22 protein-coding genes and 1 pseudogene are annotated in these 20,364 nt (G+C 66.5%); 14 read left to right on the top strand and 9 right to left on the bottom strand.

Annotation, left to right across the window (positions count from 1 at the left end):
* Positions 1-38 precede the first annotated feature (38 nt).
* From SOM28_RS25870 to SOM28_RS25880, 3 genes are read right to left on the bottom strand one after another with little or no spacing between them, the layout of a single operon-like run.
* Entirely contained in the window at positions 39-911 is an 873-nt protein-coding gene (locus SOM28_RS25870; protein WP_320469919.1) for a PP2C family protein-serine/threonine phosphatase, read from the bottom strand.
* Positions 893-1,612, bottom strand: a complete 720-nt coding sequence (locus SOM28_RS25875; RefSeq protein ID WP_320469920.1) for an anti-sigma factor — start codon at positions 1,610-1,612, stop codon at positions 893-895. Before SOM28_RS25875 ends, SOM28_RS25870 begins: the two co-directional genes overlap by 19 nt.
* Positions 1,609-2,214: an RNA polymerase sigma factor gene (locus SOM28_RS25880; protein WP_123069101.1), complete on the bottom strand. Its 606-nt coding sequence runs from the start codon at positions 2,212-2,214 to the stop codon at positions 1,609-1,611. Before SOM28_RS25880 ends, SOM28_RS25875 begins: the two co-directional genes overlap by 4 nt.
* A gap of 282 nt (positions 2,215-2,496) precedes the next feature.
* Here SOM28_RS25880 and SOM28_RS25885 point away from each other — a divergent pair, with 282 nt between their 5' ends.
* Entirely contained in the window at positions 2,497-3,255 is a 759-nt protein-coding gene (locus tag SOM28_RS25885; protein WP_123069104.1) for an RNA polymerase sigma factor, read from the top strand.
* Here SOM28_RS25885 and SOM28_RS25890 read toward each other — a convergent pair.
* The 3 genes from SOM28_RS25890 to SOM28_RS25900 all read right to left on the bottom strand — a co-directional run bounded on the left by SOM28_RS25890 (position 3,212) and on the right by SOM28_RS25900 (position 5,380).
* Positions 3,212-4,183: a LysR family transcriptional regulator gene (locus SOM28_RS25890; protein WP_320469921.1), complete on the bottom strand. Its 972-nt coding sequence runs from the start codon at positions 4,181-4,183 to the stop codon at positions 3,212-3,214. The two genes, SOM28_RS25885 and SOM28_RS25890, sit on opposite strands and share 44 nt — an antisense overlap.
* A gap of 85 nt (positions 4,184-4,268) precedes the next feature.
* On the bottom strand, positions 4,269-5,048 hold the full coding sequence (locus SOM28_RS25895; RefSeq protein ID WP_123069099.1) for an SDR family oxidoreductase: 780 nt from the start codon (positions 5,046-5,048) through the stop codon (positions 4,269-4,271).
* Positions 5,045-5,380, bottom strand: a complete 336-nt coding sequence (locus tag SOM28_RS25900) for a nuclear transport factor 2 family protein (RefSeq protein ID WP_123069098.1) — start codon at positions 5,378-5,380, stop codon at positions 5,045-5,047. The genes SOM28_RS25895 and SOM28_RS25900 overlap by 4 nt, the downstream gene beginning before the upstream one ends.
* 118 nt (positions 5,381-5,498) lie before the next feature.
* On the opposite strand from SOM28_RS25900, the gene SOM28_RS25905 reads away from it, so the two are divergent.
* Entirely contained in the window at positions 5,499-6,422 is a 924-nt protein-coding gene (locus SOM28_RS25905; protein WP_229414898.1) for a LysR family transcriptional regulator, read from the top strand.
* Positions 6,423-6,444: 22 nt separating this feature from the next.
* Here the strand turns inward: SOM28_RS25905 and SOM28_RS25910 are convergent, their stop codons facing one another.
* Entirely contained in the window at positions 6,445-7,227 is a 783-nt protein-coding gene (locus SOM28_RS25910; protein WP_320469922.1) for an alpha/beta fold hydrolase, read from the bottom strand.
* Between the two features lie 187 nt (positions 7,228-7,414).
* Positions 7,415-8,512: an NAD(P)/FAD-dependent oxidoreductase gene (locus SOM28_RS25915; RefSeq protein WP_320469923.1), complete on the bottom strand. Its 1,098-nt coding sequence runs from the start codon at positions 8,510-8,512 to the stop codon at positions 7,415-7,417.
* Positions 8,513-8,846: 334 nt separating this feature from the next.
* Here SOM28_RS25915 and SOM28_RS25920 point away from each other — a divergent pair, with 334 nt between their 5' ends.
* The 12 genes and pseudogenes from SOM28_RS25920 to SOM28_RS25980 all read left to right on the top strand — a co-directional run bounded on the left by SOM28_RS25920 (position 8,847) and on the right by SOM28_RS25980 (position 19,883).
* Positions 8,847-9,524, top strand: coding sequence for a WbqC family protein (locus SOM28_RS25920; protein ID WP_320469924.1), 678 nt, complete (start codon positions 8,847-8,849; stop codon positions 9,522-9,524).
* 1 nt (position 9,525) lies between these two features.
* A complete protein-coding gene (locus tag SOM28_RS25925) occupies positions 9,526-10,488 on the top strand; it encodes an exo-alpha-sialidase (protein WP_320469925.1) in 963 nt (320 codons plus the stop codon).
* Between the two features lie 4 nt (positions 10,489-10,492).
* Complete coding sequence (locus SOM28_RS25930; protein ID WP_320469926.1) at positions 10,493-11,449, top strand: glycoside hydrolase family protein; 957 nt, start codon at positions 10,493-10,495, stop codon at positions 11,447-11,449.
* Positions 11,446-11,883, top strand: coding sequence for a GNAT family N-acetyltransferase (locus SOM28_RS25935; RefSeq protein WP_320469927.1), 438 nt, complete (start codon positions 11,446-11,448; stop codon positions 11,881-11,883). The genes SOM28_RS25930 and SOM28_RS25935 overlap by 4 nt, the downstream gene beginning before the upstream one ends.
* Positions 11,880-12,632 (top strand): class I SAM-dependent methyltransferase, encoded by a 753-nt coding sequence (locus tag SOM28_RS25940; RefSeq protein WP_320469928.1) that lies wholly within the window; start codon positions 11,880-11,882, stop codon positions 12,630-12,632. Before SOM28_RS25935 ends, SOM28_RS25940 begins: the two co-directional genes overlap by 4 nt.
* 9 nt (positions 12,633-12,641) lie before the next feature.
* On the top strand, positions 12,642-14,843 hold the full coding sequence (locus SOM28_RS25945) for an O-linked N-acetylglucosamine transferase family protein (RefSeq protein ID WP_320469929.1): 2,202 nt from the start codon (positions 12,642-12,644) through the stop codon (positions 14,841-14,843).
* A complete protein-coding gene (locus SOM28_RS25950) occupies positions 14,840-16,027 on the top strand; it encodes a DegT/DnrJ/EryC1/StrS family aminotransferase (protein WP_123069088.1) in 1,188 nt (395 codons plus the stop codon). Before SOM28_RS25945 ends, SOM28_RS25950 begins: the two co-directional genes overlap by 4 nt.
* Before the next feature lie 199 nt (positions 16,028-16,226).
* The gene (locus SOM28_RS25955; protein WP_123069087.1) at positions 16,227-17,078 is read left to right on the top strand and encodes a flagellin N-terminal helical domain-containing protein; all 852 of its coding nucleotides are present in this window, start codon (positions 16,227-16,229) and stop codon (positions 17,076-17,078) included.
* An 87-nt stretch (positions 17,079-17,165) separates the two neighbouring features.
* The gene (locus tag SOM28_RS25960; RefSeq protein ID WP_123069086.1) at positions 17,166-18,041 is read left to right on the top strand and encodes a hypothetical protein; all 876 of its coding nucleotides are present in this window, start codon (positions 17,166-17,168) and stop codon (positions 18,039-18,041) included.
* Positions 18,042-18,151: 110 nt separating this feature from the next.
* The gene (locus SOM28_RS25965) at positions 18,152-18,469 is read left to right on the top strand and encodes a hypothetical protein (RefSeq protein WP_320469930.1); all 318 of its coding nucleotides are present in this window, start codon (positions 18,152-18,154) and stop codon (positions 18,467-18,469) included.
* Positions 18,470-18,871: 402 nt separating this feature from the next.
* Positions 18,872-19,174 (top strand): annotated as a pseudogene (locus SOM28_RS25975) (transposase); the annotation flags it as partial.
* A 154-nt stretch (positions 19,175-19,328) separates the two neighbouring features.
* Complete coding sequence (locus tag SOM28_RS25980; RefSeq protein WP_320469932.1) at positions 19,329-19,883, top strand: hypothetical protein; 555 nt, start codon at positions 19,329-19,331, stop codon at positions 19,881-19,883.
* A gap of 34 nt (positions 19,884-19,917) precedes the next feature.
* Here the strand turns inward: SOM28_RS25980 and SOM28_RS25985 are convergent, their stop codons facing one another.
* Positions 19,918-20,055 (bottom strand): hypothetical protein, encoded by a 138-nt coding sequence (locus tag SOM28_RS25985; protein ID WP_320469933.1) that lies wholly within the window; start codon positions 20,053-20,055, stop codon positions 19,918-19,920.
* Between the last annotated feature and the right edge of the window lie 309 nt (positions 20,056-20,364).

Raw genomic sequence — 20,364 nt, forward strand, 5'->3', positions numbered from 1 at the left:
GCTGTCATCACGCTCCCGCGCTCGTCGTTCAGGAAGACTTACGCAAGGCCGGATCGACTGGACGCGGGCGCCGCCATATTTTTTGCGTCGTCATTCGCGCCGGCCGCATCGAAGCGCGCCAGCAGCACCGTGACGTTGTCGCGGCTGGCGTGGCGCCGGCTGAGGCCCAGCAGGCCCTCGCATGCCGCGTGCAGTGCATCTTCGCGGCGCAGCAAAGCCGCGATCTCGGCGTGCGGCACCCAGCCATGCAGGCCGTCGCTGCACAGCAGTAGCAGGTCGCCGGCGCGCACTTCGTGGTAATCGAAGTCGGGCGCGACGGCGGGCGCCGGGCCGATCGCCTGCAGCAGCAAATTCCGTGGCGGCAGCTCGCCGGGCGCGCCCGATTCCAGCGCCAGCTGGTAGGCGGTCTGGTCGCGCGTCAGCTGCACCAGTGTGCCGTCGCGGTAGCGGTACAGGCGGCTGTCGCCGACGTGGAACGAGAGCACCGCGCCCAGCGCCGGCAGGAACTGCAGGCCGGTCAGTGTGCTGCCCATGCCGTCGCCGTCGGCATGGCCGCGCGCGCGGTTCTCTTCGTACAGCAGCGCATTGGCGCAATCGACCGCGCGCCGCAGGCGCACGGTGCCGTTCCAGCGCAGGTCGAGGTCGGTGGCGTCGGGGTCGCCCTGCTCTCCACCATCGCCCATCGGCGGCGAGTGCGCCTGGCCCCCGGCGAGGCTGGCGGCCAGCGCCGCCAGCGCGCCGCTGCTGGCGACCTCGCCCGACATGTGGCCGCCCATGCCGTCGGCCACCGCGGCCAGGCCGAGCGCTTCGTCGACCACGAAGCGGTCTTCGTTGCGCGTGCGTACCTCGCCGGCCTCGCTCATGCCGCAGGCCTGCATCACCAGGCGCGCGTTCACCAGAACCTGACGCATGGGCCGCTCAATACATAAGGGCCGGTGGGCTGCACCGCCGCAGGATCTTCCTCGAAGCTCACCGCCAGCCGCGCGATGCCGGCAAACACCTCCTCGGCCGGCGCGCCGAGCTGGATCGGCGCGCTCGCGCCGCTGGCGACGTTCGCGATCGGCACCGGCGCGCCGTGCGCCGGCAGCGCCCATAGGCGCGCCACCCGCCCCGGCGGGATCGCGAGCGGCGCCAGCAGCCGGATGGTCATCGTCTCGCCGTGCCGGTGCGAACCCACGGTCAGCCGGCTCTTGCCGCCCTCGTCCTGCAGGATGCCGACGTAGCTGGCGGGCAGCGCCGCCGACATATGGTGCATGCCGAACAGGTGCGCGTTGTGCGAGACGAAGGCGGTGGCCACCACGGCGACGAGGGCGAAGCCGAACACTGGTTTGAGCCATATCCTCAGCCGGTCCAGCATCCGCGGCGCCGGCTGTGCATCGGCGGCGGGCTGGATGCGTCCCGCGATTCGCGTCCACAAGGCGGGCGGCGGCGCGACTGCAGGGATGGCGCCATACAGAGGCGCCAGGCGGTTGTGCCAGTCGGCCACCGCGCGCTGGACCGCGATCGACCCGACCTGCAGGCGTGTGAAGCGGCGCCGTGCGCCCGCGCCCATCGTTCCCAGCACATAGGCGCCAGCCAGCTTGTCCAGCAGTTCGGGCCGTTCGTAGTTCACGACGCCCTCCCGGTCGCGGGCTGCTGCTGCGCTTCGATGCATTTCCTGAGCCGCTCGAGTCCGCGCCGCACCCAGGCCTTGGCCGTCCCCAGCGGCACCCGCAGGTGCTCGGCCAGCTCGGAATGCGACAGGCCATCGTAGAAGGCGAGCGCCAGCGACTGGCGCTGCGGCGCGTCCAGCTGCGCCACGCAGCGCTTCAGGACCAACGCTTCGGTGGCGGCGCTGAACAGCTCGTGCGGATCGGCGTGGTCGGCGATCGCCTCGACCTGCCCTTCCGCGCCCGCATCGACCGAGTCGGTGGTCTCCGTCTCGCGCTTGAACTTGCGCAGGTGGTCGAGCGCCTTGTTGCGCACCACGCTGATCAGCCAGGTCATGGGGGCCGACAGGGTGGCCGCGTAGGTCCCGGCCTGCTGCCAGACGTTGATATAGGCTTCCTGCAGGATTTCCTCGGCGGTGGACGCGGTGCGCAGATAGCGCAAGGCCACCCCGTACAGGTGAGAGCTGGTCAGGTCGTAGAGTTCCTTGAACGCCTGCTGGTCGCGCAGTGCGACGCGTGCGAGCAGGTTGACCAGGCGCTGGTTTTCCGGTGTGTGGTTGAACATGTGCGTGCTTGGGTAATGGATCGGTTGGCGCTCGCCTCCAGCGCGCCGGGCCATCGGCCCGGCGGTTTGACGTCGGCATGCGTCTAGCTACGTTGGAATTGCGCGCCTGGATGCGCAGTTCGCCCCGTCCCTCCACCCTCGCTTGTCAGGCAATTTGTATTGACGAATTGTAACGACACTTGTGCTTTTATTAGGTTATCCCTATCGAATAACTAAATACGATAGCTTGGCATAAGGAGATACGATTGGCCGTGACTTTTGGTTTCGTTCACGATCCTGTCCATGAACCTTGCACACGATCGACACAGTCACCTGGCGGGCCTGATCACCGCCGCGGCAACCGGAGACCACACGGCCTTCGGGGAATTGCACGCCCTGACCCACGACTACCTGTATCACACGGCCCTGCGCCTGCTGCGGCTGCCGAGCCTGGCGGAAGACGTGCTGCAGGACGCCTACCTCAGCATCTGGCTGCATGCGAAATCCTTCCGGCCCGGCCAGGCCAGTCCGATGACCTGGCTGATCGCCATCGTCAGGAACCGCGCCTTCAGCATCCTGCGCAGCAACCGCAACGGTATCGCCTCGCTGATGTCAGAGGAAGATCCGGCGCTGCTGGCCGAAGTGGAGCAAAGGGATGGTCTCGACCTCGACCCTGGGGCCCAGGTCTTCGACGCGGTGGCGCGCATGCGCCTGGAACAGGCAATGGCGCGGCTGGAGCCGGCCCAGCGCCAGAGCATCGCGCTGGCCTTCGGGCAGGAATTGACGCATGCCGAGATCGCATGCCATCTTGGGGTGCCGCTGGGAACGGCGAAAAGCTGGTTGCGGCGCGGCCTGGAACGGCTGCGCGTATGCATGGAGGAAACCGGTGACGTCCAGCCGAACGTACAGACGGCGACGCGCCGGCGCGCGATGGTCGATCTGCGGTCGGACCCGCGTCCGGCGCCGCGCCGGCGTGGCGTCAAGGCGCCGCCGGTCAAGGCGCGGCCTGGGGTGGAGCTCAGGCGCCCCGCTGGTCCCACGCTCGCGGGCTGCCTTCCATGACTTCCTGCATCTGGGTGCGCAGCCACAGCAAGCCCGGATCGCCGTCGCTGCTCGGGTGCCACGCCATGCACAGCGTGTAGGTCAGGAAGGGAAACGCCAGGTCGACCACGTCGACGCAGGAATCGTTATAGGGCGCAATGAAGGCTGGCACGGTGCACACCAGGTCGCTCTGGCCGACGATCGCCGCGACGGCGCTGAAGTCGCGCACCACCATCATCGTGTGGCGCGAATGGCCGAGCCGGTATAGCTGTTCGTCCATGAAGCCATGCAGATTGCTGTCGCGCGCCACGTTCACGTGATCCAGCTTGCAGTATTCGCCCAGCGGCACCGGGATCTTGCCGCGCGGATGTCCCTTGCGCTGCACCATCACATAGGGCGTCGTCATCAGCTCGCGGCTCAGGAGGCCCGACGGCAGCAGGCAGGCCGTGCTGAAGCACAGGTCCACGTCCCCTTTTTCGAGCTTGCTCGCCAGGTCGCTCTCGGCCGGCGCGGCCAGGGTCAGACGCAAGCCTTTGTTGCCGACCGCCTGCATGCGCTGCGCCAGGCCCGGCAGGATCACGGCCGCGCCCGTGTTGTTGGCAACGATATTGAAGGTGCGCGCCGCGCTTTCGGGATCGAATTCGTCGGTGTCGAAGCGCACCGCCGCGTTCAGTCCCGCCAGCGCGGGCTGCAGCCGGCGGTGCAGCTTGAGCGCGAACGGCGACGGCGCCAGGCCGCGCCCGCTCTCGGCCGGCACCAGCAGCGGATCGTTGAACAGCTGGCGCAGGCGCGACAGCTGGGCCGACAGCGCCGGCTGGCTCACATGCAGGCGCGCCGCGGCGCGCGTGACATTGCACTCCTCGAGCAGCACGTTCAGCGACAGCAGCAGGGGCAGGTCGGCGCCGCGCAAGGACGGCGCGACCCGCGAAAGGAATAGTGGCTTGTTCATGGGGTTGATCTTTCAGGAAGTCCGCAGGAGGCCCTCGCGCCTCCTGCAAACGGTTTCATTAGGTTGACATCATAGGGTCATGACGTCATACGGTGGGAATGGTGCCGCCGTCGATGACGAATTCGGCGCCGTGGACCGAGGCCGCCAGCGGCGACAATAAAAAGGCGACCAGTTCGGCGACTTCCTCGGGCTTGCCGGGGCGTCCGATCGGGATCCCGCCGAGCGACTCCATCACCCGTTCGCGGGCGGCCTCGATGCCGCCGCCGCCGTGCTCCGCCAGGCGCTCGAGGAACGCATGGCTAGCCTTGGTTTCGATGAAGCCGGGGGCGACGGCGTTGACCCGGATGCCGCGCGGCCCGAATTCATTGGCCAGCGACTTGCTGTAGCTGGCCAGGGCGGCCTTCGCCGCGGCGTAGGCGACCGTCGATTCGTACAGGGGCAGGCGGCGCTGGATCGAGGTGATGTGCACGATGGCGCCGGCACCCCGCTCCACCATCGCCGGCAGGAAGGCGCGGTCGACCCGCACCGCGCTCATCAGGTTGAGCTGGAGCGCTTCGTCCCACATGGCATCGGTCAGCGCCAGCGCGCCGCCGCCCGGCGCCGACGATCCGCCGACGTTATTGACCAGCAAGTCGAGGTGGCCGAACTCGCCCTGGACGGTGTCCACCAGGCGGCGCACGCCATCGACGCTGGCCAGGTCGGCTTCCACGTAGCGCACCGACGCCACCGGATCGTCCGGCAGCTTGCGCGCCGGAGCGATCACGGTCGCGCCGCGCGCGGCCAGTGCACGCACGATGGCTTCGCCCATGCCCTTGGTGCCGCCGGTGACGAGCGCCCGTTTGCCTTCGAAGGAATAGTTACTCATGGCTTGACCTCCAGCGAAGCGATGCCGTTGGACTGCAGGGCGAAGTGGAAGGCGAGCGTGATCGGGCTGCCAGGGAAGTTGCCGCTCACTTCGGCGCTCAGGGCGTAGTCCTGGTCCTTGCCGTCGATACGGTCGAGGCCGAGGGGGACCATGGTGGCGCCGTACCGGCGCGCGGAGTCCTCGGCCCAGGCGGCGATGTCCGCACGGCCGCGATGCAGGTGACCTTCGTCGTGCACGGTGGCGTCGGGCAGGAAGGCGGCAGCCACGCGTTGGGCATCCTGCGCGTTGGAGGCCTCGACATAGGTCGAAATGGCGGAAGGCAGATTGATCATTTGGTTTCTCCTTGAAAGTAAGTACTTCCAGTGTAGAGTCCACCACTATGGTGAAAAAGGTCTAAAAAAGATATGCTCAATAAACCTAAAGTTCGTAATCAATTGTCCAAATACTCCCGTGAGTTCTCTTGAACTGATCCGCCTCTTCCTCGCCGTCGCCGAGCACCGCAGCTTCACGCTGGCCGCCAGGCGCCTCAACGTCAGCCCCACGGCGGTCAGCAAGGGCGTGCGCGCGCTGGAAGCGAAGCACGGGGTGCCGCTGTTTACCCGCACCACCCGCAGCGTGTCGCTCACCGACGCCGGCGCCGGCCTGCTCGCCGTCCTGAAACCGGCGGTAAGCCAGATCGAGGACGCTTTCTCGGAACTGGAACAATTCCAGCGCCGCCCTGCAGGCCGCATCCGCATGACCGCCCCGCGCGCCCTCGGACGCCTGGTGGCGGGAGTGCTGGTGCCGCGCATGCGCGCCAGCCACCCCGACATCAGCTTCGACCTGTCGCTCGACGACGGCCTGGTCGACCTGGTGGCCGCCGGCTTCGATGCCGGCATCCGCCTCGGCCAGGCGATCGCCCAGGACATGGTGGCCATCCGCCTCAGCCGTCCGCTGTCCTGGTCGATCGTCGCCTCGCCCGCCTACTTCGAGCGGCATGGCCTGCCCTGTCACCCGCGCGAACTGCTGGAGCACCGCACCATCCGCTACCGTTTCACGACCTCCGGCGTCCTGCCGCCGTGGAACTTCCGTGACCACGAAGGTGACGCCGACTACCAGCTCGATACCGAGGCAGCCCTGTGCGCCAACGACACCGGGATGATCGCGGAGCTGGCGCGCCAGGGCATGGGCATCGCCCGCCTGCCGGACATCGAGATCGCCGAGGACCTGCGCCAGGGCCGCCTGGTGCGGGTGCTCGCTCCCTACGTGCCGACCACGTCCGGTCTCTACCTCTACTTTCCGATGCGCAGCCAGCACCAGTCCAAGATGCGGGCCCTGGTCGACGAGGCATCGCGGCTGGCCGGCGAAGGCCTGCTCGACGTCTCGTTCGGCTAGCTGCCTGTGCTTGATCCTGCGCTCAGTTGGCGCCGGTGGCCGCCACCGCATCCAGGATCACCTTGGCGACGTCGGCCGGACGCGACTGCTGCGGCACGTGGCTGGCCGGCAACTCGGTGACCTTGGCGCCGATCTTCTTCGCCATCGCGCGCTGCAGGCCGGGATCGATCATGCGGTCGCGGGCGCTGACGATGAACCACGACGGCTTGCCCTGCCAGGCGGCGTTGGTCACCTTGTCGCTGAAGGCCTTGGCCTGGATCGGACCCTGGGTCGCGGTCATCACGGCGGCTTGCGCGGCCGGCACGTCCTGGGCGAAGTCTTCGCGCATCGCGGCTTCCGGCAGACTCAGGAAACCTTCCTTATCAGCAACGAAACGCTTGGTGCCGGGGGCTGCCGGATAACCCTCGCCCGTTTCGGCGGTCGATTTGCCGGCCTCCGGCGCGAATGCCGCCACGTACACCAGGCTGCCCACCTTGTCGTGCTGGCCGGCCTCGGTGATCACGGTGCCGCCCCAGGAGTGGCCGACCAGCACCACCTTGCCCGGCTGGGTCTCGATCGCGCGCTTGGCGGCGGCGACGTCGTCGGCCAGCGAGGTCAGCGGGTTCTGGACCGCGGTGACCTTCACGCCCTTGGCCTGCAGCAGCGGGATGACCTTGGCCCAGTCCGAGCCGTCGGCGAATGCGCCGTGCACGATCACGACGGAGGGTTTGGCGCTCGCCTTGACGTCGGCGGCGTGGACGTTGGCGCCGATGGTGGCGAGGGCGGCGGCAATGGCAAGGGTGCGCAGGTGGCGTTTGACGGTCATGATGTTCTCCTTCGGGTGTTGTTGGGTAAGTGAATCCAGTATAGGGATGGCCAAATCGTCACGGTATCGGTCGATTGACCGAGGCGACCGATGGTCCGGAAAGCCATCCTGCGCCGCCCACTGCGCGTCCACTTTCGAAATACGTCACCACCGCCGAACTGGATGCACCAACACACACTTTTTTTGCTCAGTCGAACACCGGTGTCTCCACGCCCAGCAATTTGTGGATCTTCGGCGACGTCGTCGTATACAACATATGCACCTTCCTGTCGGGGAAGACGTAGGCCGCCGCGCCGAAGGCCGCCAGCGCCGCCTCATGAAAACCCGACAGGATCAGCTTTTTCTTGCCGTGATAGGTATTGATGTCGCCGACGGCAAAGATACCCGGCTCGCCGGTCTCGAAGGTCGCGGTATCGCGCACCCGCAACTGGCGCATCTCCATGTCCAGCCCCCAGTCCACGATCGGTCCCAGCATCGGCAGCAGGCCGAAGAACACCATCAGGACGTCGACCGGCACGCGCCGGGTTACACCGTCGGCGCCCGCCACCTTCACTTCGGACAGCCGGCCACCCTGGACGTCGAAACCCGTGACCTGCCCCACGATGAACTGCATCGACTGCGCCTCGCACAGCGCCTTCATCTTCGCGATCGAGGCCGGGGCGGCGCGCAAGCTCTCGCTGCGGTGCACCAGCACCACCGATTCGGCCTTGCCCACGAAGTCGAGCGCCCAGTCCAGCGCCGAATCCCCGCCGCCGCAGATCACCAGTTGCCGGCCATGGAAGCGTTCGGGGTGCTTGACCCGGTAGAACAGCTGGCTGCCCTCGAAGCGGTCGATGCCGGCCACCTTCAGCTTGCGCGGCTGGAAGGCGCCGACGCCGGCCGCGATGATGACCGTCTTCGCGATGAAGCGGGCGCCGAGCGAGGTCTCGAGGTCGAAGCGGCGGTCGGCGCGCCGCTGCAGGGTCGTCACCTCTTGCCCCAGGTGGAACACCGGTTCGAACGGCGCGATCTGGCGCAGCAGGTTGTCGGTCAGTTCGCGCCCGGTGAGCACGGGCGCGGCCGGGATGTCGTAGATGGGCTTGTCCGGATACAGTTCCATGCACTGCCCGCCCACCGCACCGAGCGAATCGATCACGTGCGCCTTGATGTCGAGCAACCCCAGCTCGAAGACCTGGAACAGGCCGACCGGTCCGGCGCCGACGATGACGGCGTCGGCTTCGATGGCGCCATGTTCGGCCTGGAATTCGGGCCGGGCGAGGCGCGGGGTGTCGTGGGGTGTGTTCATGTGGGTGTCCTTGAGGGAGAGAGCCGGCGAGCGGCGACAGGACATTTATAATTCCTCAAGCTCACTTGAGGTCAAGTGGCGAGCCTGAGCAAAACCGCGTGGCGCGCGGCTTCGGACCCACTGATTTGCCACAATATAATTTTGCCAACGGGAAATATTTTGCTCTGGAGGTATATGGCGACGAGCGTCCAGACGTTACAATCAATAAGTGGCTACCCATGATTTCCCTATGACAGAACAGCAGGCCCCGCCGTCTTCCGGCGCATCCGGAAACGCGGAAGGACCGCTGCCGGGCGCCGCTCAGACGGCCCTGGCCCGTCCCGTTGTGGCAATCATGCAACCCTACTTCCTGCCCTATATCGGTTACTTCCAGCTGATCGCCGCAGCCGACGAGTTCGTCGTCTACGACAATATCAAGTACACCAAGAAGGGCTGGATCAATCGCAACCGCATGTTGAGCAATGGCACGGACGTCATGTTTTCGTTGCCACTGAAAAATGCCTCAGACCACCTCGACGTGGTCGCACGCGAGCTCGCCCCCGGCCCCCACCGTTGGCTGGCCCAGCTCAAGGGCGCCTACCGGCACGCGCCACACTATGCCGAGACCATGCCGCTGCTGGAGGCGATCGCCGCCTGTCCCGAGACGAACCTGTTCCGCTTCCTGCACCACGCCCTGCTGCAATGCTGCGCACACCTGGCGATCGACACCCCGATCCGCGTCTCGTCCGGGGTCGACATCGACCACGGCCTGGCGGCCCAGGACAAGGTGCTGGCGCTGTGCCAGGCACTGGGCGCGCGCAGCTACCTCAATCCGATCGGCGGCACCGAACTGTATGCGCACGCCGAGTTTGCCGCGTGCGGCATCGACCTGCACTTCCTGCGCGCGCGTCCGCTGGCCTACCCGCAATCCGGCGCGCCCTTCATCCCCTGGCTGTCGATCGTGGACGTCCTGATGTTCAACCCGCTTGAAACGGTGCGCGCCTGGGTGCGCGGCCACTATGAACTGCTCTGATATGTTCACTTGGAAGAAACTGGGGAAGGTCTTCACCCCGCAGGAAGTGCCCGGCCGCGACTGGCTGCGCGAGTTCGCCCAGGCCCCGGCGACCCTGGTGTTCGACGACTACGTGCGGGTGTATTTCTCGTGCCGCCCCGGTCCGGACGCCAACGGCCAGTACGTCAGTTATTCGGCCTGGGTCGATCTCGACCGGCGCGACCTCACCCGCGTGCTGCGCGTGGCCGAGCAGCCGATCCTGCCGCTGGGCGACCTGGGAGAGTTCGACGAATTCGGCACCTATCCGGTGTCGGTGGTGCGCGACGGCGACCTGGTGCGCGCCTACTACGCCGGCTGGACCCGCTGCGAATCCGTTCCCTTCAACGTCGCCATCGGCATGGCCACCAGCAGCGACGGCGGCGCCACCTTCAGCAAGGCCGGCCGCGGTCCGGTGCTGTCCTATACCCAGCATGAACCCTTCGTGCTGAGCGGCCCCAAGATCCGCCGCTTCGACGGCGGCTGGCAGCTGTTCTACATCGCCGGACGCAAGTGGAAGCTGGTCGACGGCCGCGCCGAACCGGTCTACAAGATTCGCATGGCCACGTCGGGCGACGGCCTGCACTGGCTGCCTGCCAACCGCGACCTGATCGAGAGCCGGGTCGAGCCGGACGAAGCCCAGGCCAGCCCGGACGTGATTCACGCGAACGGCAAATACCATATGTTCTTCTGCTACCGCTACAGCAGCAACTACCGGGGCAAGGAGTTCGGCTACCGCATCGGCTATGCGTCCAGCCTTGACCTCGTCACCTGGACGCGCGACGATGCGAAAGCCGGCCTCGACGTCTCGGCCAGCGGCTGGGACGACGAGATGGTCAGCTATCCCCACGTGTTCGAGCTCGATGGCCGCACCTATATGGCCTACCTCGGCAACGGCGTGGGCCGCTTCGGCTTCGGCCTGGCCGTCCTCGACGGCGAACTGGAGTGATGCGATGAAGTGGCACAAAATCGGCAAGATCTTCGACCCGTCGCAGCATGCGCTGCCGAACGGCTGCGAGTCGTTCGCCCAGTCGCCGCAGGCGCTGGTGTGCGACGACTACGTGCGCATCTATTTCTCGACCCGTGCGCGCGACGCCAGCGGCAAGTTCCTGAGCCATGTCGCGTATGTCGACATGGATCGCGGGCTCGAGCGCATCCTGCGCGTGGCCGACCACGCCGTGCTGCCGCTGGGCGAACTGGGCGCCTTCGACGAACACGGCATCTTCCCCATCAACCCCGTCCGCCATGGCGACCAGGTGTGGGCCTACACCACCGGCTGGAACCGCCGCGTGTCGGTCTCGGTCGACACCGCGATCGGCCTGGCCGTCAGCACGGATGGCGGGCGTACCTTCGCGCGCGAGGGCGCCGGACCGGTGCTGGCCCAGTCGCTGCACGAGCCATGCCTGGTGGGCGACGGCTTCGTGCAAGTGATCAAAGGCGTATTCCACATGTGGTACATCTTCGGCACCGGCTGGAAGCGTTACGCTCCCGACGCGGCACCCGACCGCACCTACAAGATCGGCCACGCGACCTCGGGCGACGGCGTGCACTGGACCAAGGAAGAGGCGCGCCAGATCGTGGCCGACCGCCTGGGCCCGGACGAGAGCCAGGCCCTGCCCACGGTGACCGAGATCGACGGCCGCCATCACATGTTCTTCTGCTACCGCCAATCGTCCGACTTCCGCACCAACGCCGGACGCGGCTACCGCATCGGCCATGCCTGGAGCGACGACCTGCACAACTGGACCCGCGACGACGACCAGATCCCGCTCGCCATCGAGCCTGGCGCCTGGGACGGCGACATGCAGTGCTACCCGCATGTGTTCAAGGTCGACGACCGGATCTGCCTGCTCTACAACGGCAACGAGTTCGGACGCCACGGCTTCGGCCTGGCGCTGCTGGAACGATGAGCGCCAGCGCCGAACAGGTCGCGCGGCTGCTGCGCGCGTGCGACGCCGGCTTCGTGCCGCCGCTGTCGGCGCGGGTGGACATCGACGCCTACGCCGCCAAGCTGGCCGCGCAGGCGACCCTGGTCGAGGCCTGGGACGGCGGCGCCCTGGCCGGGCTGGTGGCGATCTATTGCAATAACCACGACACCGGCATCGCCTATATTTCGAACGTCAGCGTCGCCCCCGGCCACACGCGGCGCGGCATCGCCGGCCGCCTGCTGGGCGAGGCGCTGGCGCGCGCCCGGGCGGCCGGCATGCGTGGCGCGGCCCTGGCCGTCCACGACGCCAACGCCGCGGCGCTGGCGCTGTACCGCAAACATGGCTTCATGCCGGCCGGCGCATCCGGCCTGGAGCTGCGCATGGAACTGGCATTCACTTCGGAGCATCCACAATGAACGACTCCCGCGACTACAACGCCGAGGCCAAGGACGCCCTCGACCACCGCTACGCCTACGGCTTCGACTTCGACGTCATGCACCCCTATTTCATCCGCAGCTTCGTGCCGTTCTTCCGGCCCGGCAGCCTGCTGGAACTGGGCTGCTTCCAGGGCGCGCTGACGCGCCGCCTGCTCGATCACTTCGACGACGTCACCTGCGTCGAGGCCTCGAGCGAGGCGCTGGTCGAAGCGCGCGCCGTGGTCGGCGCGCGCGCCGAGCTGGTCCACGCCCGGTTCGAGGACGTGACGATGCCGCGCCGCTACGACAATATCGTCCTGACCCATGTGCTCGAACACCTGGACGATCCGGTCGGCCTGCTGCGCCGGATCAACGACGAATGGCTGGCGCCGGGCGGCCGCCTGTTCCTGGTCTGCCCCAACGCCAATGCGCCATCGCGCCAGATCGCGGTCAAGATGGGCCTGATTACCCACAACGCCGCCGTCACGCCGGCCGAGGCCGAACACGGCCACCGCATCACCTACAGCCTCGACACACTCGAGCGCGACGCCGTCGCCGCCGGCCTGGCGGTGCGCCACCGCTCCGGCATCTTCTTCAAGGCCCTGGCCAACTTCCAGTGGGACCGCCTGCTGCAGACCGACATCATCTCGCCGGCCTACCTGGACGGCTGCTACGCCCTCGGCCAGCAATACCCGGACCTGTGCTCCAGCATCTTCCTGCTGTGCGAAGCCGGCCCGGCACAACGATAGAGTCCTGTCATGAACAAACCCACCTTCTCCAGTCCAGCCCAGGAAATCGAGCAGCGCCGGCGCGCCGTGCGCGCCAGCCCGCGCAACGCCCAGGCCCACGCCCTGCTCGGCATGGCGCTGCAAAAACACGGACACTACGCCGAAGCGGTGCCGATCCAGAAACGCGCGCTGACACTCGATCCCAAGCTGTTCGCCCTGCACGGCGTGATGGCGGCGGCGCAGTTCGAGCTGGGCGACTTCCAGGGGGCGGCCGACAGCTACCGGCGCGCCCTGGCGAAACAGCCGAACGACGCCGCGCTGCAGCGCGGCCTGAGCGAGGCGCTGCGCCTGTCCGGCCAGCTCGTAAGCGCGGTCGACAGCGCCCAGCGCGCGGTCGACCTGGCCCCGCAGGACGTCGAGTCGCTGCTGGCGCTGGCCCAGGCGCGCCATGTGGCGTCCGACTTCGCGGCCGCCGCCGACGGCTTCCGCCAGGTCACCGAGATCGCGCCGGATCACCTCGGCGCCTGGATCGACCGTGGCCAGGCCGAGCACCGCGCGCGCCGCTTCGACGACGCGCTGCGCAGCTTCGCGCGCGCGCTCGAACTCGATCCCGACAACGTCCAGGCGCTGTCGCGCCAGGGCCTGTGCCTGCGCGACCTGAGGCGCAATGAGGCCGCCGAGGCCAGCCTGCGCCGCGCGGTCGAGCTGGATCCCGGCAACGCCGCGCACTGGTGCGAAGTCGGCGTCACCCTGCAGCAGATGAGCCGGGCCTCGGACGCGCGTCCCTTCTTCGAACGCAGCCTCGAACTCGATCCCGACCGCATCGCCACCCTGTTCTCGCTGACCCACCATTACTTCGAGGCCGGACGCTGGGAAGATGCGCTGCGCCTGGTGCGCCGCACGATGACGCTGTCGCCGTCGGCCACCGCCCACAGCACCCTGCTGTTCATTCTCAGCCACGCCACCCTCGACGGCGAGGAACTGCGGCGCGAGCACTTCTCCTTCGGCGAGATGTGGGAAACCCCGCTGCGCGCCGGCTGGAAGCCGCACCCGAACGAGCGCAATCCGGCGCGCAAGGTGCGGGTCGGCTTCGTCTCGGCCGACTTGCGCCACCACGCCGTCACCCGCTTCGTCGAACCGATCTTCGGCATGCTGCGCCACAGCGACCAGCTCGAGTTCTACGTCTACAGCAACAGCAAGGAAGAAGACGCCGTCACCGAACGCCTGCGCACCTATATGCCGAACTGGCGCTCGATCGCGGGCGAGAGCGACGAGCGCGCCGAGGCGATGATCCGCGCCGACGCGATCGACATCCTGGTCGACCTGTCCGGCCACTCGGCGTCCAACCGCCTGTCGCTGTTCGCGTGCAAGCCGGCGCCGATCCAGTGCAGCTGGATCGGCTACGCCGGCAGCACCGGCCTGCAGGCCATGGATTACTACATCAGCGACCAGTTCCACCTGCCCGAGGGCCGCTACGACGACCAGTTCACCGAGCAAATCGTGCGCCTGCCGCTGAGCGCGCCGTTCCTGCCGCCGAACGCGGCGCCGGACGTCAATCCCTTGCCGGCGATCGCCAACGGCTACATCACCTTCGGCAGCTTCCACCGCGCCAGCAAGATCAGCCGGCCGACGGTCGCGCTGTGGGCCAGCCTGCTGCGCGGCGTGCCGGATTCGAAGCTGCTGCTGGGCGGCCAGTCCGGCGGCAGCGAGACGGGCCTGCTGGCCTGGTTCGCCGAGGAAGGCATCGCGCGCGAGCGCATCCTCGTGCGTCCGCGCGTGCCGACCTATGAATACATGGCCCAGCACCACGAGGTCGACGTGTGCCTGAGCCCATTCCCGTATTCCGGCTCGACCACCATCTGCTACGCGCTGTGGATGGGCATCCCGACCCTGGTCACGGTCGGCCCGACCAATCCGAGCCACTCGGCGGTGTGCTACCTTGCCCACCTGGGCCTGTCGTCTTTCCTGGCCAACGACGACACCAGCTTCGTCGCGCTGGGGAACTTCTTGCGCGATAACAGCGGCACGCTGTCGGCGCTGCGCGGCAGCATGCGCGAGCGCTTCACGAATTCGGTGGTCGGCTATCCCGGCGTGGCCGCGGCCGGCATCGAGTCCGCGCTGCGCCGCATGTGGCTGCGCTGGTGCGACGGCGAAGCGCCGAGCCCCTTGCGGGTGCGCCTGTCCGACCTGGGCAACGGCGAGCAGGCAGCGACCGAAGAGGCCAGCGCATGAAGCCGATCCGCACCAGCGCCGACCTGGCGATCAACGGCGCCGCGCCGGCCTTCGACGAGCTGCTGCACGTCGGGCGCCCGAACATTGGCGACAAACAGGCCTTCCTGGCCTATGTGGACCAGATCTTCGAACGCCGCTGGCTCAGCAACGACGGCCCGCTGCTGCAGGAGTTCGAGGCGCGCGTGGCGGCCCACCTCGGGGTGCGCCACTGCGTGGCCATGTGCAACGGCACCATCGCGCTCGAGATCGCGATCCGCGCCACCGGCATGGAGGGCGAAGTCATCGTGCCCTCCTACACCTTCGTGGCCACCGCCCATGCGCTGCAATGGCAGGGCATCACGCCGGTGTTCGCCGACATCGATCCGGCCACCCACACCCTCGACCCGGAAGCGGTGCGCAGCATGATCACGCCGCGCACCACCGGCATCATCGGCGTGCACCTGTGGGGCCGCGCCGCGCCGGTCGAGGCGCTGCAGGCGCTGGCCGACGAACGCGGACTGAAGCTCTTGTACGACTCGGCCCACGCCTTCTCGTGCAGCCATGGCGGCCGCATGATCGGCAACTTCGGCGACTGCGAGGTGCTCAGCTTCCATGCCACCAAGTTCTTCAACAGCTTCGAAGGCGGTGCAGTCGTCACCAACGACGACGAACTGGCCAATCGCATGCGCCTGATGCGCAACTTCGGTTTCTCGGGCCTGGACCAGGTCAGCCATCCGGGCACCAACGGCAAGATGATCGAGATCGCCGCCGCCATGGGCCTGGTCAACCTGGACGCGATCGACCGCGTGATCGGCGCCAACCGCGCCAACCACGACGCCTACCGCGCGGCGCTGGCCGGCATCCCGGGCGTGAAGCTGATCGAGTACGACCCGAACGAACGCAACAACTACCAGTACGTGATCGCCGAAGTGGGCCCGGAGTGCGCGGCCACGCGCGATGCGATCGTCGACGCCCTGCGCGCCGAGCACATCATGGCGCGGCGCTACTTCTGGCCGGGCTGCCACAAGATGGAGCCGTACCGCTCGCTGTTCCCGCACGCCGGCCTGGTACTGCCGGCCACCGAGCGGGTCGCGGCCAGCGTGATGGTGCTGCCGACCGGCGAAACGATGGACGCCGAACGCATCGCGACCGTGGCCCAGGTGATCCGGACCGTGGTCGGGAGCGCCGCCGGGCATCATGCCTGAACGGCTAACCCCTTGATTTTCAAGGAAACAGGGGCGCTGCGGCGCCCCTTGTCATGGGCAGCAACGGAAATCGAAAAAGAAAATGAAAAAAATTTCCGTACGGCACTTAATGCCGCCGGCGGGTTGGTCGCCTTGTACTGATGAGATCGAGTAAAACGCTCGATTGACCCAGTCACCCCCACACCAGGAGTTTTAAAAAATGCTGAGCCTGCATACCAACGTCGCCGCCCTGTCGGCACAGAATTCGATCTCGAAAACCCAACAAAACCTGTCGACCTCGCAAACCCGCCTGTCGACCGGCTACCGCATCAACTCGGCAATGGACGACGCTGCCGGCCTGCAGATCGCTTCGCGCCTGAAAGCCCAGACCTCGGGCATGACCGTTGCAATGCGCAACACCTCGAACTCGACCTCGATGCTGCAGACCGCCGAAGGCGCGCTGGACGAAGTCTCGAACATGCTGATCCGCATGAAAGACCTGGCAACCCAGGCCGCCGATGCATCGTCGACCGACGACGACAAGACCGCCATGCAGTCGGAATACGACGCACTGGGCCTGGAACTGGCCAACGTCCTGAAGAACACCACCTTCGGCGGCTCGACCCTGCTGGTCGGCGGCACCGTCGACGGTTCGATGACCTTCCAGATCGGCGCATCGTCGAGCGAAACCATGGAAATCGACCTGTCGGGCGACATGAGCACCCTGGCATCGGACGTGTCGGCCGTCAGCGCCAACTACAGCGCCGCCACCACCGGCACCGAACTGACCTCGTCGGCCAACGCCACCATCGGTTCGCTGGAAGACGCACTGGCGTCGGTCAACAAAGTCCGTTCGGGCCTGGGCGCTGCCGCCAACCGTCTGGAACACGTGTACAACAACTTGGCCAACATCAGCACCAACACCAAGGCTGCAACCGGCCAGATCATGGACGTCGACTTCGCCAGCGAAAGCGCCAACATGACCTCGAACCAGATGCTGCTGCAAGCCTCGACCGCGATGCTGAAGCAAGCCAACAGCCAGTCGTCGATGGTCATGTCCCTGCTGCAATAATGGCCTGACACCCGGACCTCACTCCGGGTTAAGCTACAAAGGCCAGCCCTGCGGTTGGCCTTTTTTCATTCCTGACCGGGATCGACCATGGCCAGCATCAACTTTCCTCCGCTTCCTCCGCCGCCCACGACACCGCTGCAGGTCGGCGCGGTGGCGCCCGCCGCCGCCGCCGCCCTGCTGGCCGGCGGCGCCAACACGCCGGCGCTGCCCTTCTCGCAGCCGCTGGCCAACGCCGCCGGCGCGCCGCCCCAGGCCGCGCCTGAAAGCGGCGCCGAAGGCGCGGCGATGCGTCCCGACCAGGTCTTGATGGCGCGCCAACTGGCCTACCCGAACCAGGATGCGGCCGGCCTGGCGCGCGCCTGGCGCGCCCAGGTGCGCAACCACGGCAGCCAGCTGACCAGCCGCGCGCTGGCGGCCAGCGCCGGCCAGCTGTCGCCGGCCCAGATGATGGCGGCCCAGCAGGGCCAGGTAGTGCGCCAGCCGGAGTTGCTGGCCGCGCACCAGGACGCCTGGCGCTTCACGGTGCACGCCCATGGCAGCCCGGCCCAGCACCTGGAAGTCGTGGCCGAGGACGCGGACCAGCCGCCCGGCCGCCGGCGCCGCCCGCGCGCCGCGCTGCGCCTCGAGCTGCAGCTGGCCGACGGCTCGGTGGTGGTGATCCAGGTCGAGCCGCTGCCGCAGGGGGTGTCGATCGAGATCTGCGCACCCGATGCGCGCGCGCTGACGCGCCTGCGCTGGCTGCAGCCGGAACTGGAAACGGTATTGGACAAGGCCGGGGTGAAGGTGCTGCGCTGGCAGTACCGCGACCGCCTGCCGGCCGGGGCCAGCCACGCCATGATCGCGAACGCCGAAGCGGCGGCGCAGGCGCTTACGCCGGCGGTGTTCAGGACAGTGGCCGAACTGGCCTTGCTGCTGCCGGCGCAACCGGCGCCGGAATCGCGCGAGACGGTTGAGAAGGCCTGACAAAAACCTCTAGTCGCTCTACAGGCAACAGCCGGGTACACTGAGCCGTGTCGTCCGGCCGCAATCGGCCAGGAGCGGGCAGACGTGATCGAATCTGGTGAGGAGCAGTGGTGCGAAACAAGGTGACGCCGACGATCTTTGCAGTTGGCATGATTGCAGGTAGCTTGCCGTGCACGCTTGCCATTTTGACCTTCGTCAATCTAATGGCCGCGCGCGAAGCTGGACAACCGGCTAGCGGTGATGCTCTTGGACTAATGATGATGTCGTTGATTGCCTATGGGATTGCCGTACTCAGTTGTGCTGTTGGGCTGATCTACTTTGCCCATGCAGCACTGAAGGCTTCATTCGCTGTTAGAGCGTGGCACTGGTTTGGTATCGCTTTTTCGCTTGTCCACGTCCTCATCCCGCTTGTGTACTTTTATACATGAGAAGCCTTTCCTAACGACTGCTTCGGGTCGGATCCGGTCCTTTATGACAGTCTACGATTTTTCAGCCAAGGCGACCTGCTATGCTGAGCTAAAGGGCCGGGTTCGGCCATTTCCGGACGATCGATTTGGTAACATGTTTTGGCTGAGCTGCTCAGCTTTCGTGTGCACGGTCGAACGCTATGACGATGTGATGGCGCTGATGCAGTGTACTTCCGGGGTGTCGATTCGCGATGCCGATTCTCGAAAAGCTACGGAACGCTATCTCGCACGTAATCCAGGCATGAGCTTCCTCTGTATGAAGGCCGAGAAGGTAGCGGGTTGTGCAATGTGCGATGTGCGATGTGCGATGTGCGGCCATGATGGACGCCGCGGGTATCTTCTGCAGCACGTCATTGTCGATACGGCCTACCGCGGTCGTGTCATCGCCCTAAGTTGCATGCTGACCGAGCGTACGCTTCGAGAGCCCATCGGGCTTGGCTGCGCAGTCGGGGCATCGCCGCTCGTATCGCGCGCTACGGTGTAGAGTTGCGCGAAAGGCGTGGACGGTGACACCGGGTCGTCGAGCGAACCTTGAGTTGGCTACACCGCTTCCGCCGACTGCGCATCCGGTACGAGCGGAGGGCAGATATCTATCAGGCATTCCTGTCGCTTGCCTGCTCGCTCATCTGTTGGCGATATGTCGAGAGACTTTCTTCGGCGCTCTAAAAGCGCAATGTTTGTTTCCTGCTGGAAAATATTTTTATATAATCGCCTTTCCACTTCCCTGTTTACTGCTATGAACGACATATATCGTACCCGCGCGCGTCGTGCGTGCCTGGCCAGCCTGTCCATGCTGTCATTCGTTACCGCCGGCGTCTCCATGGCCCGGGAAGCAGACAATCCCACTCCAGCCGCCTCGGTCACTCCGGCCGGCAAGGCGCAGGAGGCGGGCTCCGAAAAGGCGCGCATTCGCCTGTTCGGCCAGAACGGCACTACGGTCGACTTTTTCCAGAACAGCACCTGCGTTGGCGGCAGCGCGGCCAGGACCAGGGTTTCGGGCGGCGTCGGCGATGCCTTCTCGTCGTTCCTGGGCAGCGTCAAGAATACCTCGATCGGCATCAAGGAAACGCCGACCACGCAAGAGCTGTCGCAGCGTGACGGCGTCGTGTCAAAGGCCTATTTCCGTGAATACGAGGTCGCGGCCGGCCAGCCTCTAACGGTCTCGATGTTCTTCCAGTCGGTGCCGACCGGCAGCCGTTTCACGTGCCGCAACTTGGGCGGCACCTTCACCCCCGAGGCAGGCAAGGACTACGAGATCGCGCTCAAGTTCAGGTCGGACCAGTGCCTGGCGTCGGTCCAGGAAATCCGCCAGGACGAGCAGGGCCAGGTGGCCTTGCTGGATGTCGAGGCCAGGCCGACGACAAAATGCGAGTGATGCACCGTTGAATGCCGGCGTCGCCGGCCGCGCATCAGGGCGCGGCTGAATGCGCAAGCACGGCTTCCTGTGGCCCGGGCTCCACGTCGCCGGCCATCTCGGCCAGCGGGCGCGCATGGCGCAGCAGCACGGCAAGCATCCTGCCTGGCTCCTCGTTGAACATATCGTGCACCTAACGAACTTCTATGGCAAGGTCGGCTTTATCGTAACGCCACCAGAATGTCTCCAGAATTTTTTTGCTGAGCGTCTAGCCGGGGGTGTTGCAACGAGTCGGCAGACGGTCGCGATGAAACGCATTCCTGGGTAGCTGCTTTGTCGATGGGTGACCGCATCTATGAGCGTCTGCTTTGGGTCGTCAGCGGACCACATGCCAAGCCCGCAATCGGCCAGGACCAGACGTTCCACTAACCAGCTTCTCAAATACTATGGATGACGCACAAATACATCATTCGCTGAAGATGTTTGATACAAGAGAGCAGGC

Origin of the sequence: Massilia sp. CFBP9026 (genome assembly GCF_034045165.1) — a bacterium.
GTDB classification, from domain to species: domain Bacteria; phylum Pseudomonadota; class Gammaproteobacteria; order Burkholderiales; family Burkholderiaceae_D; genus Telluria; species Telluria arenae.

Bases quoted from the DNA above. Each gene is read 5' to 3' on its own strand.
- SOM28_RS25935 (WP_320469927.1), top strand. From the start codon at position 11,446: ATGAGCGCCAGCGCCGAACAGGTCGCGCGGCTGCTGCGCGCGTGCGAC.
- SOM28_RS25890 (WP_320469921.1), bottom strand. From the start codon at position 4,183: ATGAACAAGCCACTATTCCTTTCGCGGGTCGCGCCGTCCTTGCGCGGC.
- SOM28_RS25870 (WP_320469919.1), bottom strand. From the start codon at position 911: ATGCGTCAGGTTCTGGTGAACGCGCGCCTGGTGATGCAGGCCTGCGGC.
- SOM28_RS25910 (WP_320469922.1), bottom strand. From the start codon at position 7,227: ATGACCGTCAAACGCCACCTGCGCACCCTTGCCATTGCCGCCGCCCTC.
- SOM28_RS25880 (WP_123069101.1), bottom strand. From the start codon at position 2,214: ATGTTCAACCACACACCGGAAAACCAGCGCCTGGTCAACCTGCTCGCA.
- SOM28_RS25915 (WP_320469923.1), bottom strand. From the start codon at position 8,512: ATGAACACACCCCACGACACCCCGCGCCTCGCCCGGCCCGAATTCCAG.
- SOM28_RS25895 (WP_123069099.1), bottom strand. From the start codon at position 5,048: ATGAGTAACTATTCCTTCGAAGGCAAACGGGCGCTCGTCACCGGCGGC.
- SOM28_RS25885 (WP_123069104.1), top strand. From the start codon at position 2,497: ATGAACCTTGCACACGATCGACACAGTCACCTGGCGGGCCTGATCACC.
- SOM28_RS25945 (WP_320469929.1), top strand. From the start codon at position 12,642: ATGAACAAACCCACCTTCTCCAGTCCAGCCCAGGAAATCGAGCAGCGC.
- SOM28_RS25920 (WP_320469924.1), top strand. From the start codon at position 8,847: ATGCAACCCTACTTCCTGCCCTATATCGGTTACTTCCAGCTGATCGCC.
- SOM28_RS25950 (WP_123069088.1), top strand. From the start codon at position 14,840: ATGAAGCCGATCCGCACCAGCGCCGACCTGGCGATCAACGGCGCCGCG.
- SOM28_RS25900 (WP_123069098.1), bottom strand. From the start codon at position 5,380: ATGATCAATCTGCCTTCCGCCATTTCGACCTATGTCGAGGCCTCCAAC.
- SOM28_RS25940 (WP_320469928.1), top strand. From the start codon at position 11,880: ATGAACGACTCCCGCGACTACAACGCCGAGGCCAAGGACGCCCTCGAC.
- SOM28_RS25955 (WP_123069087.1), top strand. From the start codon at position 16,227: ATGCTGAGCCTGCATACCAACGTCGCCGCCCTGTCGGCACAGAATTCG.
- SOM28_RS25960 (WP_123069086.1), top strand. From the start codon at position 17,166: ATGGCCAGCATCAACTTTCCTCCGCTTCCTCCGCCGCCCACGACACCG.
- SOM28_RS25980 (WP_320469932.1), top strand. From the start codon at position 19,329: ATGGCCCGGGAAGCAGACAATCCCACTCCAGCCGCCTCGGTCACTCCG.
- SOM28_RS25925 (WP_320469925.1), top strand. From the start codon at position 9,526: ATGTTCACTTGGAAGAAACTGGGGAAGGTCTTCACCCCGCAGGAAGTG.
- SOM28_RS25930 (WP_320469926.1), top strand. From the start codon at position 10,493: ATGAAGTGGCACAAAATCGGCAAGATCTTCGACCCGTCGCAGCATGCG.